Origin of the sequence: Phaeobacter sp. JH20_08, from assembly GCF_048056635.1 — a bacterium.
GTDB classification, from domain to species: domain Bacteria; phylum Pseudomonadota; class Alphaproteobacteria; order Rhodobacterales; family Rhodobacteraceae; genus Phaeobacter; species Phaeobacter bryozoorum.
The window spans coordinates 398,976-411,985 of sequence record NZ_JAYMVV010000011.1 but is presented as its reverse complement, the minus strand read 5'-3'; the positions used below and the strand labels follow the sequence as shown (position 1 = coordinate 411,985).

11 protein-coding genes and 1 riboswitch are annotated in these 13,010 nt (G+C 63.7%); of the genes, 9 read left to right on the top strand and 2 right to left on the bottom strand.

The annotated features are described in order from the left end of the window. Positions 1-177 precede the first annotated feature (177 nt). The gene (purD, locus tag VWY75_RS12475) at positions 178-1,443 is read right to left on the bottom strand and encodes a phosphoribosylamine--glycine ligase (RefSeq protein ID WP_416539082.1); all 1,266 of its coding nucleotides are present in this window, start codon (positions 1,441-1,443) and stop codon (positions 178-180) included. 134 nt (positions 1,444-1,577) lie between these two features. Here purD and xseA point away from each other — a divergent pair, with 134 nt between their 5' ends. Continuing rightward, positions 1,578-3,170 (top strand): exodeoxyribonuclease VII large subunit, encoded by a 1,593-nt coding sequence (gene xseA / locus VWY75_RS12470; protein WP_416539081.1) that lies wholly within the window; start codon positions 1,578-1,580, stop codon positions 3,168-3,170. Between the two features lie 19 nt (positions 3,171-3,189). Here the strand turns inward: xseA and VWY75_RS12465 are convergent, their stop codons facing one another. Further along, positions 3,190-3,603: a hypothetical protein gene (locus VWY75_RS12465; RefSeq protein ID WP_416539080.1), complete on the bottom strand. Its 414-nt coding sequence runs from the start codon at positions 3,601-3,603 to the stop codon at positions 3,190-3,192. Positions 3,604-3,869: 266 nt separating this feature from the next. On the opposite strand from VWY75_RS12465, the gene VWY75_RS12460 reads away from it, so the two are divergent. From VWY75_RS12460 to VWY75_RS12425, 8 genes are all read left to right on the top strand, one after another. Further along, positions 3,870-4,523, top strand: a complete 654-nt coding sequence (locus VWY75_RS12460) for a lysoplasmalogenase (RefSeq protein ID WP_416539079.1) — start codon at positions 3,870-3,872, stop codon at positions 4,521-4,523. 125 nt (positions 4,524-4,648) lie between these two features. Then, positions 4,649-5,863: a signal recognition particle-docking protein FtsY gene (gene ftsY, locus VWY75_RS12455; RefSeq protein WP_416539078.1), complete on the top strand. Its 1,215-nt coding sequence runs from the start codon at positions 4,649-4,651 to the stop codon at positions 5,861-5,863. A gap of 97 nt (positions 5,864-5,960) precedes the next feature. Further along, positions 5,961-6,863, top strand: a complete 903-nt coding sequence (locus VWY75_RS12450; RefSeq protein WP_340546116.1) for an EamA family transporter — start codon at positions 5,961-5,963, stop codon at positions 6,861-6,863. Positions 6,864-6,932: 69 nt separating this feature from the next. After that, the gene (locus VWY75_RS12445) at positions 6,933-7,547 is read left to right on the top strand and encodes an inner membrane-spanning protein YciB (protein ID WP_416535063.1); all 615 of its coding nucleotides are present in this window, start codon (positions 6,933-6,935) and stop codon (positions 7,545-7,547) included. 99 nt (positions 7,548-7,646) lie between these two features. Then, positions 7,647-7,725: riboswitch (SAM riboswitch) on the top strand. A 60-nt stretch (positions 7,726-7,785) separates the two neighbouring features. Continuing rightward, on the top strand, positions 7,786-8,976 hold the full coding sequence (metZ, locus tag VWY75_RS12440) for an O-succinylhomoserine sulfhydrylase (protein ID WP_416539077.1): 1,191 nt from the start codon (positions 7,786-7,788) through the stop codon (positions 8,974-8,976). A gap of 212 nt (positions 8,977-9,188) precedes the next feature. Then, complete coding sequence (gene folE2 / locus VWY75_RS12435) at positions 9,189-10,292, top strand: GTP cyclohydrolase FolE2 (RefSeq protein WP_416535065.1); 1,104 nt, start codon at positions 9,189-9,191, stop codon at positions 10,290-10,292. Between the two features lie 370 nt (positions 10,293-10,662). Beyond that, on the top strand, positions 10,663-11,427 hold the full coding sequence (locus VWY75_RS12430; protein WP_416535066.1) for a hypothetical protein: 765 nt from the start codon (positions 10,663-10,665) through the stop codon (positions 11,425-11,427). 64 nt (positions 11,428-11,491) lie between these two features. After that, a complete protein-coding gene (locus VWY75_RS12425) occupies positions 11,492-12,940 on the top strand; it encodes a TrkH family potassium uptake protein (RefSeq protein ID WP_340546111.1) in 1,449 nt (482 codons plus the stop codon). The last annotated feature ends 70 nt before the right edge of the window (positions 12,941-13,010 follow it).

The window sequence follows — 13,010 nt, the reverse complement described above, 5'->3', positions numbered from 1 at the left end:
CGCGGTGTCCTGTCGGATTCGACCGGGCGGGTCTGGACAGCCCGGCGTGCGGTATCCTCACTGGGCGTCGGGGCTTGCCGCTTGCGGCGCCGGGCGCAGCAGCGCCCGGCAATGCCCAACTGTGTCGAGCCATCTGTGATGGTTCTGAAACAGACGGGAGTGCCTGCTCGGTCGGTCTTACTTCAGCGCGCGCCAGCCGATGTCGCGGCGGAAGAAGCCCTGCGGCCAGCTGACACCCTCCACCATCGCATAGGCGCGGTCGCGGGCCTCTTGCAGTGAAGCGCCACGGGCGGTCACGTTCAGCACCCGGCCGCCGACGGCCAGTACCTTGCCGTCCTGTTCCTTGGTGCCCGCATGGAACACCATATTGCTGCTGTCTTCGGGCAGCGCGTCCAGGCCTTTGATCTCGGTGAATTTTTCGTACGATCCGGGGTAGCCCTCTGCCGCCATCACCACGGTGATCGCATGGTCATCGGCCCAGTTCACCTGCGCGTCACCCAGGCGGCCCTCGGCGGCGGCCTGCATCAGGTCCAGCGCCTGGGCGCCGAGGCGCATCATCAGCACCTGGCATTCCGGGTCGCCGAAGCGGACGTTGTATTCCACCAGCCGGGGCTGTCCGTCCTTGATCATCAGACCCGCATAGAGCACGCCCTGATAGGGCATCCCGCGTTCCGCCATCACCCGCATGGTGGGCTTCACGATCTCTTCCATCGCCTTTGCCTCGACCTCAGCCGACAGCACCGGCGCGGGGGAGTAGGCGCCCATGCCGCCGGTATTGAGGCCGGTATCGCCTTCGCCGACGCGCTTGTGGTCCTGCGCGGAGCCGATTGCCAGCACGTCCTCGCCATCCACCAGCACGAAGAGGGAGGCCTCTTCGCCTTCCATGAATTCCTCGATCACCACCTCGGCGCCGGCACCGCCGAAGACGCCGCCGAACATGTCGTCGATGGCGGCCATGGCCTCCTCCTCGGTCATCGCGATGATGACGCCTTTGCCTGCGGCCAGACCGTCGGCCTTAACCACGGTGGGCACGCCGTGCTCGCGCACATGCGCCTTGGCGGCGTCCGCGTCGGTGAAATGGCCGTAGCCTGCGGTCGGGGCGTTTGCAGCGTCGCAGATTTCCTTGGTGAAGCTTTTGGAGGCTTCCAGTTTTGCGGCGGCCTCGGAGGGGCCGAACACCAGAAGGCCCGCCTCGCGCAGCCGGTCGGCAACACCTGCGGCCAGCGGTGCCTCGGGCCCGACGATGACGAAGTCGATGGCGTTTTCCTCGGCAAAGGTCACCACGGTGCCGCCGTCCTCGATATCAAAGGTGGCGCAATCGGCGATCTGGGCGATGCCCGCGTTGCCCGGTGCCACGATCAGCTTGTCACATTTGGGGTTCTGCATCACCGCCCAGGCGAGCGCATGTTCCCGCCCGCCACTGCCGAGGATAAGGATGTTCATGTCCGTGTTCTCCGATCTGCCTGCACCAATGGCGCCGTCGGCGGTTGCCGGGGCTTGCCTTGCTTGCGGCGGGTTCTATGCTGCGCGCGACTTCAAAACAAGAACCACCTGTGACGCAGGAGAGCAGCCCGCCGATGTCCGACCTGTTTGACGATCCCACCCCGGCTGACCGGCCCGGGCAGAATGCCCCCGAATTCACCGTTTCGGAAATCTCCGGCGAGGTGAAACGCACGCTGGAGGGCACTTTCGGGCGGATCCGGGTGCGCGGCGAGGTGGGCCGGGTATTCAAGGCGCGGTCCGGGCATCTTTACTATGACATCAAGGACGACCGCTCGGTGCTGGCCTGCACCACCTGGAAGGGGCAGATTTCCAGCCTTTCGGTGGTGCCGGAGGAGGGGCTGGAAGTCGTGGTCACCGGTCGGCTGACGGCCTTTGGCGGGCAGTCCAAGTACAACATGAACGTCGACGAGGTGGCGGTTGCCGGGCAGGGAGCGCTGATGGCGCTCTTGGAAAAGCGCAAGATGCAGCTGGAGGCCGAGGGGCTGTTTGCGCCGGAACGCAAGAAGCCGCTGCCCTATCTGCCACAGATCATCGGCGTGGTCACGTCGCCATCGGGTGCGGTGATCCGCGATATCCTGCACCGGCTGCGCGACCGCTTCCCGCGCAAGGTGCTGGTCTGGCCGGTCGCCGTGCAGGGCAAGGCCTGCGCGCCGGAGGTGGCCCGCGCCATCGACGGCTTCAACCGGCTGACACCGGGGGGCGCGCTGCCGCGGCCCGATCTGATCATCGTGGCCCGGGGTGGTGGCTCGATCGAGGATCTCTGGGGGTTCAACGAAGAAATCGTCGCCCGCGCCGCCGCAGCCTCGCAGATTCCGCTGATCTCTGCCGTGGGGCATGAGACGGATACCACGCTGATTGATTTTGTGTCCGACCGCCGTGCGCCGACACCGACGGCGGCGGCAGAGCTGGCGGTGCCGGTGCGGCTGGAGCTGATGGGCTGGACCGAAAATCAGGGCGCGCGGCTGGTGCGGTCTGCTGGTCTGGCGGTGCAGCAGCGGCGCCAGCGGCTCAATGATCTGGCCCGCGCGCTGCCCAAACCCGACACATTGCTGGAAACCCCACGTCAGCGGCTGGATCTGTGGGGGGACAAATTGCCCGATGCGCTGATCCGGGGGGTTGAGCGTCGCCGCCTGCGGCTGAGCGAGGCGGCAGCTGCGCTGCGTCCCAGCACCCTGCGCCAATTGGTCAGCACCCGTGGCGACCGGCTGCGCAACCTCTCTTCAAGGTTGAGCCTGCGCCCGATCCGGCAGGATCTTGCGCGTCAGCAGGACCGCCTCGGCCAGCTGGTCCAGCGGCTCGATACCGTGCAGGCACAGCGGTTGGACCGGCAGCGGCAACGGCTGGAGGCAACCGGGCGTCAGCTGGATATTCTGAGTTACAAGGCCACGCTGAGGCGCGGCTATGCGGTGGTGCGCAGCGCTGAGACGGTGATCACCCGCGCCGCAGAGGCGGCATCGCAGGCGCGGCTTCATATCGAATTTGCCGACGCCGAGATAGAGGTGACCCCAACCGTGACAACGACCGCAACAACGACCGCAGGCGGCGAAGCAGCCCCTGCCGTCAAATCCGATGCGGTCGCCGCCGCGCCATCGGCGGACGACCGGTCCAAATCCACCAGCCAGAAGAGCGACACATCAGACCCGGGGGATCAAGGCTCCCTGTTCTGAGCTGGCCTCTGGCGCGTGCTCAGACGCCGACGTCCGGGCCGAGGCAGAGCATCTCCCGGCCCAGCTCCTCCGCCTCGTAAAGCTCGGTTGCCTCCGGGTCGCCTTCGAACTGGGCAATTAACCCGTTGTCGCCAAATGAAAACTGCCAGCATTGCGGCGTGCCGATCTCGTCATAGACAAAACAGATCTGATCGGCCTGCGGATACCATTCGCCGTTCTGGCAGCGGCCATCCAGAAACGACCATATCACCCGGCGGTTGGGCAGATAGCGCTCAACCCCATAGGGCACGCCATCAAAACCGTAGAACAGGGTGCGGCCCTGGGTGTAGCGGTCGAACTGATCCGCTGTCAGAGGCGCACCGGCGGCGGCCGGACGGCCCTGCAGGGCGCTGCTCAACAGGATCGCCGAGAGAATCAGACAGAGCATTCGCATGGATCGACTGTGCCAGACCCGTATCGCCCTGACCATGGTTTCCGCAGCGGGGGCGATGACAGGCAGAATCGCGCGATGCCTCGGGCACGGCGGCGCGGGCGCAGGGTTGCGCGGCGTCACCTTTGACCGGGGCCGGTGTGCTGGGCAACATCGGTGCGGAAAAAAGCCGCAGCCTCAGGTGGTTGCCCGGTGCAGATCGGTGCGGCTGAGGTCATTGGCCAGAGCGAGGGGAGAGAGTGGGATGTCGGAATTGGGAAACAGTACCTATGGGGGATGCGTTGATCGGCGCGGCGGCGCTATTTGCGCTTGTGTATCTGGGGCTCACGGCGCGGCCGACCAGCGTGCTGCGCAGCGCGACCAAGACCCTGGCGGTGCTGCTGCTGGCGATTGCCGCCTGGCTTGGCGGTGGGCCAGTGCTGCTGACCCTCGCGCTTGGGCTTTGTGCCATTGGCGATTTCTGCCTGTCGCGGGATGGCGAAGGCGCCTTCATGGCCGGGGTCGGGGCCTTTGCAGCGGGGCATCTGGTCTATGTGTTTCTGTTCCTCGGTCAGGACAGCAGCGAGGCCGCGCGGCTATTGCAGATGCCGCAGTTGATCGGCGTTGTGGTGCTGGCGCTGGCGGGCATTGCCATGGCGCGATTGCTGGCGCCGCGTGCCGGTGCCCTGAAAGCTCCGGTGCTGGCCTATGTACCGATCATCATCAGCATGGGGCTGGCAGCCCTGACCCTGCCGCTGGGGGGCAGTCTGCAAGGGCTGGCGCTGGTACTGCCTGCGGCGCTCGCCTTCATGGCGTCCGATATCGTTCTGGCCTTTGAAACCTTTGTGCTGGCCGAGGATCACCCGGCGCGGCGGTTCACGCCCTATGCGGTCTGGCCGCTCTACTGGGGGGCGCAGGCGGGGTTTCTGCTGGCGTTTCTGTAGCGGCTTAGGCCGGTTCTTGCATCGGTTTTGTGGCAGCCGGCGCACCGAGGTGCTTTGCACTTGCCGCAAAACCGCATTAGGTGTCCGCGTGACAACTCGCACAGACCCAATATGCGGAGACCGACATGGCGTTTTTCTCAAAACTGAAGGACCGGCTGTTCAAGTCGTCGAACAAGCTTGAGGAAGGGCTTGATGCCATCGTCGAAGAGGGCGCAGCCGCACAACAGCCCACACCGGAGAAGACGCCCGAGGTGCCGCCATCCGCACCGCCAGTGGAGGTGCCGTCTGAACAGCCTGTTGAGGCACCAGAGGCGCCGCCAGTGGAGGTGCCGTCTGAAGCGCCGTCCGAGATCCCCGCAGAGACACCCGAACAGCCCGCCCGCATAGCAGAGCCGATGGCGAAACCGGCGATGAAGCCGATGCCCGCGCCGACCCCGGACCCGGTTTCGGCAACGCCTGGGCTTTTGGGGCGTCTGATAGGGCGCGGTAAGGCGGATGAGCCGCGCCGCGCGCTGGATGACGACATGCTGGAGCAGCTGGAGGATCTTCTGGTTGCCGCCGACATGGGGGTCGATACCGCGCTGCGTGTCACTGCCAATATGGCCGAGGGCCGGTTTGGCAAGCGGCTTTCGACGCGTGAGATCAAGGAGCTGCTGGCCGCAGAGGTGGCCCGCATCATGGAACCGGTCGCCCGCCCGATGCCAATCTACCAGAAACGCCCGCAGGTGGTGCTGGTGGTGGGCGTCAATGGCTCCGGCAAGACCACCACAATCGGCAAGCTGGCCAGCCAGTTCAAGGCCGCGGGCAAGAAGGTGGTGATCGCCGCAGGCGACACTTTCCGCGCCGCGGCAGTGGAGCAGTTGCAGGTCTGGGGCGACCGTGCAGGTGTGCCGGTCCTGACCGCGCCCGAGGGATCGGATCCTGCCAGCCTTGCCTTTGATGCGATGACACGGGCGCAGGAAGAGGGGGCGGATCTGTTGATGATCGACACAGCCGGCCGCCTGCAGAACCGCGCCGATCTGATGGAAGAACTGGCAAAGATTGTGAGGGTGATCCGCAAGAAGGACGAGACCGCGCCGCATAACACCCTGCTGGTTCTGGATGCCACCACCGGGCAGAATGCGCTCAATCAGGTGGAAACCTTCCAGAAACTGGCCGATGTGTCGGGGCTGGTGATGACCAAGCTGGACGGCACCGCCAAGGGGGGTGTGCTGGTGGCGCTGGCGGATAAATTCGGCCTGCCGATCCATGCCATCGGTGTGGGCGAGCAGATCGACGACCTTGCCCCGTTTGATCCCGAAGAATTTGCGGCCGCCCTGACCGGGCTGGAAACCCCCTGAGCCGCGCGCGCCAGCCGCATCTTCTGGCTGAAAATATCCTCGGGGGTCCGGGGGTGGAAAACCCCCGGCGATCTGTTCTGGAGCAAAGGTACTGCGGTTGAGCGACTGGCTGATCTCTCTGGAGGGGACCGAGGCGGGGCATCATGCGGCGCTTGCGCTGGCGCTGATGGCGGCGATCCTGCACGCGGTGTTCGGAGCGCTGCAAAAGGGGCGATATGACCCCTGGCTGTCGCGCGGTGCAATTGATTTCTCCTATGGGTTGATGGCCCTGCCGCTGGCGCTGTTTGTGGTGCCCTGGCCCGAGCCGCATATGTGGCCGATCTTTGCGGGCGTCTGGCTGATCCATGTGCTCTACAAGATCCTGCAGGGGCTGGCCTATAGCAAGGGCAGCTACACGGTGGTCTATCCGGTGGTGCGCGGCACCGGGCCGCTGTTCACCGTGCTGGGCGCGTCGATGCTGTTTGACGAAGGCTTTACAGCGGTGCAGTGGCTGGGGGTTCTGGTGCTGCTGGCGGGGATTTTCGGACTGGCGCTCTACAATTACCGCAATCTGACCGACAATCGCGAAACCCTGGGCAGCGCCCTGGCGCTGGCGGTGGCGACCGGCGTCTTTGTGGCGCTCTATACCACCTATGACGCCTATGGCATTCGCGCGACGGCGGATCCGTTCACCTTTCTTGCCTGGTTCTTCTTCATCGACGGGCTGGCGATGCCGCCCTATGCCTATCTGCGCTGGCGGGCGATGGTGCCGCGCCCAGACCCCGGCCCTCTCATGGCCAAGGGGCTGCTGGGCGGGCTTATCGCCTTTGGCTCCTTTGGGGCGGTCATGCTGGCCACGCGGCTGGACAAGGTGGGAGAGGCGGCGGTGCTGCGCGAAACCTCCACGGTCTTTGCTGCGCTTATCGGCTGGCTGGTGTTGAAGGAAACCGTGGGGCCGCGACGGATTGCCCTGATGGCTTTGATCGCGCTGGGGGCCGTGATAGTGGAGATGGGCGGCTGATCCGGCTGGCACAGCGGCCAGGCCTCGGCGATCACCGCCGGTGAATTCAGGTTAGGAACAGGAATAGAAATGGCGGGAAAACCGATCAACCGAACCCTTAAACTGGTGCTGGAATACGGCCCGCTGGTGCTGTTCTTTGTCGGCTACCTGCGCCTGCGCGATGAGCTGCTGATGATCGGCGGGCAGGAGTACAAGGGCTTTATCGTGGTGACGGCGGCCTTCATTCCGCTGATGGTGCTGTCGAGCCTGGCACTGTGGCGGCTGACCGGTCATATTTCCAGACTCCAGGTCGGGACGCTGGTGATTGTGATACTGTTTGGCGGGCTGTCGGTCTGGTTCAATGATGAGCGGTTCTTCAAGATGAAGCCGACGATCCTTTATGTGCTGCTGGGCGGTGCGCTGGCGATTGGTCTGATCCGGGGGGAAAGCTATCTGAAGGTGGCGATGGATGAGCTGATGCCGCTGCAGGACGCAGGCTGGATGATCCTTACGCGGCGGCTGTGTTATTTCTTCTTCGCGCTGGCGCTCCTGAATGAGCTGATCTGGCGCACGCAGAGCACCGACACCTGGGTTTATTTCAAGACCTTTGGCCTGTCGCTGGCGATGTTTGCCTTTTTCATGACACAGGCGCGGGTCTTTCAGGCCTATGCGATGCCGGACGCCGAGGTGGACGAGAGCGAGTGACGCGGGCAGGGCCGCAGCGACCCGTCCCGGTGGTGTCGCTGCGTGTCGCGATCTGCGCGCAGCGGACTTGACCAAACGGCGGTTTGGGCTTATCCGGGACGGATATATCGTGGCGATTTGTTACCGGATTGCGGGCCACGTAAAACAATCCCGCTAAAGAGGTCAGGATGTGAAGGACCCCCTTTCGCTTGGCCGAACGGGGGTTTTTTAATGCGCAACGCGCGCAAGGAGACAGAAGATGAGCGAGACCTGGAACAAGCGCACGAAACTGGTGCATGGCGGCACCCGCCGCAGCCAGTACAATGAGGTCAGCGAAGCGATCTACCTGACGCAGGGTTTTGTTTATGACACCGCCGAACAGGCCGAGGCGCGGTTTATCGAGACCGGCCCCGATGAATTCATCTATGCCCGCTATGGCAACCCGACGGTGGCGATGTTCGAAGAGCGCATTGCCGCGCTGGAAGGGGCCGAGGACGCCTTTGCCACCGCATCCGGCATGGCTGCGGTCAATGGCGCGCTGACCTCGATGCTGAAGGCAGGCGACCATGTGGTTTCGGCCAAGGCTCTGTTTGGCTCCTGTCTCTATATTCTCGAGACGATCCTGACCCGGTTCGGGGTTGAGGTGACCTTTGTCGATGGCACCGACCTTGAACAGTGGCGCGCAGCGCTGCGCCCTGACACCAAGGCGGTGTTTTTCGAGTCGATGTCCAACCCGACACTTGAGGTGATCGATATCGCCGCAGTGGCCGAGCTGGCCCATGAGGTCGGGGCCACTGTGGTGGTCGATAACGTGTTTTCGACGCCGGTGTTTTCCAATGCCATCGCGCAGGGCGCGGATGTGGTGATCTATTCCGCGACCAAACATATCGACGGGCAGGGACGGGTGCTGGGCGGCGTCATCCTTGGCACGCGCGAGTTCATCCGGGGCACCGTTGAACCCTATATGAAGCACACCGGCGGCAGCCTCAGCCCGTTCAATGCCTGGACGCTGCTGAAGGGGCTGGAGACGATTTCCCTGCGGGTCAACGCCCAGGCCGATACAGCGCTGGAACTGGCGCAGGCGCTGAGCGGTCATTCCGCACTCAGCCGGCTGATGTATCCCGGCCTGGAGACCCATGCCCAATACGCACTGGTGCAGCGCCAGCTGGGCGGCAAAGGCGGCACGGTGCTGTCGCTGGACCTCAAGGGCGGCAAAGAGGCTGCATTCAGGTTCCTGAACGCGCTGACCATCCCGGTGATTTCCAACAATCTGGGCGATGCGAAATCCATCGCCACCCATCCGGCCACCACCACCCATCAGCGGTTGTCTGATGAGCTGAAGGCCGAACTGGGCATTACGCCCGGTCTGGTCCGGTTTTCGGTCGGGCTTGAGGATGCCGCCGATCTGATCGCGGATCTGACACAGGCCCTGGCGGTGGCGGAGGCCTGATCGGCTGAATAGCGACGGCGATAAGGGGGCAGGGCGCGCGCGTCGCCGCTGCCCCCGATGCCAAGCGTGATCCAAAAGGATCTGGCGTCAATCGCCGTAAATGCGCAAAACACGACGCTTTTGAATGATCTGTTTTGCGATCTGCTGCGTAACAGACTAAAACTAATCCTGCTGCCTGATGATCGGGCAGCGTCAGCGGAGGTCTCTGTTTCATGAACTCTCACTCGCGTAATCTGACCAAGGCGCCTGATCGAGCAGATGCAGAGGATGCACTCGAGCTGTTGCGCAAATGGGCCAGCACGGCAACCGAGACCGAAATTGCTCAACTAAACCCTGTGGTTGCACGGCTTCTGCCGGATGCACCCGTTGGTAACTATCCCGATCTGTCGCGCCACTACCCTGAGGAGTTTGAGGCCGATAGCAGCTATCGTGCGACATTGCCGGACCTGCAGAACGGGCCGTCCAGCCTGATCCGCGGCGCCCATGAGCAGATCCAGCACGTCGGAATTTCCAATTTTCGCCTGCCGATTCGCTTTCACACCCGCGACAATGGCGATCTGACGCTGGAAACCAGCGTGACCGGCACCGTCAGCCTGGATGCCGACAAGAAGGGCATCAATATGTCCCGGATCATGCGGTCGTTTTACAAACACGCTGAACGCACTTTCAGCTTTGAAGTGATGGAAGCGGCGCTTGATGATTACCTCACCGATCTCGAAAGCCTTGATGCACGTTTGCAGATGCGGTTTTCCTTCCCGGTGAAGGTGCAAAGCCTGCGTTCTGGCCTGTCGGGCTATCAATACTATGATATCGCTCTGGAAATCGTGGATCACGATGGCGAGCGGACGAAGATCATCCATCTGGATTACGTCTATTCCTCGACCTGTCCCTGTTCGCTTGAGCTGAGTGAACATGCCCGCAGTGCCCGTGGCCAGCTGGCGACGCCGCATTCGCAGCGCTCGGTGGCGCGGATTTCGCTGGTGCAGGAGCCGGGCGCGCCGGTTCTGTGGTTCGAGGATGTGATCGACCATTGCCGCCGCGCGGTGCCGACCGAGACCCAGGTCATGGTCAAGCGCGAGGATGAGCAGGCCTTTGCCGAGCTGAACGCGGCCAATCCGATCTTTGTCGAAGATGCCGCGCGGCTGTTCTGCGAGGCGCTGCAATCGGATTCCCGTATCGGCGACTTCCGGGTGGTGGCCAGCCATCAGGAGAGCCTGCACAGCCATGATGCGATCAGCGTGCTGACGCAGGGGCCGACCTTTGCGGCGCGCAGCATCGACCCGCGGATGTTCGCAACCCTGATCCATCAGGGGTGATCCGGGCGCGCAGGACGCCAATCGTGCCTGTGGCCCCATTTTCCGACATAGACCCGACACCGCTGCCTGATTAGGCGGCGGTTTTTCGCGCTTTTTACGGGCGCCTCTGCAATGCGGCATTATTTATGCTGCAATGCAAAAGGAATCAGATAGAGTTGCAACCTGTGGGGGTGCGCGCTGCGTCGTTCCCCCTGTCCGAGGGGCGGAGGGGGCCTCGTGCCAGGGCTGTCGCGCCGAGCTTACCGGGTTCGGAAGATGGTCAGACCAATGTCTCTTGTTCATCTGCGCCAGCAAGGCCGTCTGATCGCTGGCCCTGATGTCTGGCGCAGCCATATCGCGGCGGATGCCACCCGCCAAACAGGAGATTTTGATGATCCCTCTACTCGACTTCACCGACCTTCCCCGGACACCTGCTGCATTGGCAGGTACGCTTGTTGGGCGCCAGATGCGGTTCTGGCGTGGGGCCGTGGCCCTGATGGGGGCAATGCCCGCCGCGCAGATGGCGGTTGCCAGCCATGCGATTGCAGTGGGGCTGAACCAGACCCGTGTCAAGACCACCGCCGCGCGCAGCACGGAGGCAGCCAGCCGCAGTGCCGAGCCTGCCGCAACCGCTGCGGAGAAACCTGCGGCCGCAAAACCAAAGCCCGCCCCGCAGCGCAAGCCTGCCCGCAAGAAAACCCGCCCGGCACGGACCAAGGCGGCGACCAGCACGCCGACGGTTGCGCCAACGCCGCAGCCCACCGACAAGGCGGATACAGCCGGGGCGTCCGATTTTTCCAGCAAGCGCAAGGTCGCGACGAGCGAAGCGGATGTGGCAAAACCTGCGGCCCCTGCCGCTGCTGCCGCCGTGACACCCGATACGCCCGCCGCCAAGGCCGCCGCCGCCGGACCAAGCCGCAAAACCACCCGCGCGCCGTCGAAACCGGCAGCGATGCCCGCCAAGGATCCGGCCCCGGCATCTTCGCCTGCATCGCAGCCCGCTGCGCGGGCTCAGCTGTCGCCGGTTGGCGCGAAACAGGCCGGAACCACCAGCACTCAGGCGCTGATGACCGGTCAGGGCGGGGGGGGCGGCACGTCGGCCAGTGCGATGACGGCGAAAGTCGGCACGGTGTCACAGAAGTCGACAAAACCCTAACCCCGGGTCGCAACAGTCGCGCAGTCTCTTGACACTCCGCCCGGTGGAGGCCAACGCTGCGCGCATGTTGGATCTGCGTCCGGTTGGATATGTCATTGGCCTTCTGGTGGCCATCCTTGGGGCAACCATGGTGTTCCCGCTGGCTGTCGATCTATACGACGGGCAGGGGGAATGGCCGGTCTTTCTCGAAAGTGCCGTCATCACCATCCTCGGCGGCGGGCTGATTGCGCTGTCCTGTGCCAATGGGGTGCGCGAGGGGCTGACGATCCAGCAGACCTTTCTGCTGACGACGCTGGTCTGGGTGGCGCTGCCGGTGTTCGGGGCGATCCCCCTGATGCTGGGCGCCACTGAACTGCGCTTTGTCGATGCGTTCTTCGAGGCGATGTCCGGCCTTACCACCACCGGCTCCACCGTGATTTCGGGCCTTGATGGTCTGCCGCGCGGACTGCTGCTGTGGCGGGGCATCCTGCAATGGCTGGGCGGCATCGGCATCATCGTGGTGGCCATGGTGTTCCTGCCGGAGCTGCGGGTTGGCGGCATGCAGATTTTCCGCTCCGAAGCCTTTGATACGATGGGTAAAATCCTGCCACGCGCGCAGGCAATCGCGAAGCAGATTTCGCTGATCTACGTCGGCCTGACCGTGGCCTGCATGGTGGTCTATATGCTGTTGGGGATGCAGCCCTTTGACGCGCTGGTGCATGCGCTGACCACATGTTCCACCGGTGGTTTCTCCAATTATGATGCGTCTTTCGGCACCTTTACCGGCGCGCCTGAATATGCTGCATCGGTGTTCATGATCCTCGCGGCGCTGCCCTTTGTGCGCTATGTGCAGATGGTCAACGGCCATTCCAAGCCGCTGTTTCGTGACAGCCAGATCCAGACCTTTCTGGCCACCATCCTGATCCTTGTCGTGGTGACGGCCTGTGTGCTGGTCTATGTGTTTCCTCACCACCCCGAGCAGGCGGTGCGCGAGGCGCTGTTCAATATCACCTCGATCATCTCCGGCACCGGCTACGCCAGCGTTGATTACATGCAGTGGGGCAGCTTTCTGGTGATGCTGTTCTTCTTTATCGGGCTGATTGGCGGCTGTGCGGGGTCAACCGCCTGTTCGGTCAAGATTTTCCGCTATCAGCTGCTGTTCGCCTCGATCCGGGTGCAGATCCAGCGCATTCATTCGCCGCATGGGGTGTTTGTCCCGCGCTATCAGGGCAGGGCGGTGGACGCCGAGGTGCTGAGCTCGGTGATCTCCTTTTTCATGTTCTTTGTGGTCACGCTGGGGATCGTGGCCTGGGCGCTGGCGCTGACCGGGCTTGATTTTGTGACGGCGGTGTCGGGGGCGGCAACGGCTGTGGCCAATATCGGCCCCGGCCTTGGCGACCGGATCGGGCCTGCGGGCAACTTCTCCACGCTAAACGATGGGGCCAAGTGGATCCTGAGCGCAGCGATGCTGATCGGGCGGCTGGAGCTGATGGCGGTCTATGCCATTCTGACCATCCGTTTTTGGCGCAACTAGGCAGATCGACCGAAACGCGCCGCTTTGACGCATCAAAATTGCGTGTTGCACCGGCGTTTCTGCGTGTATC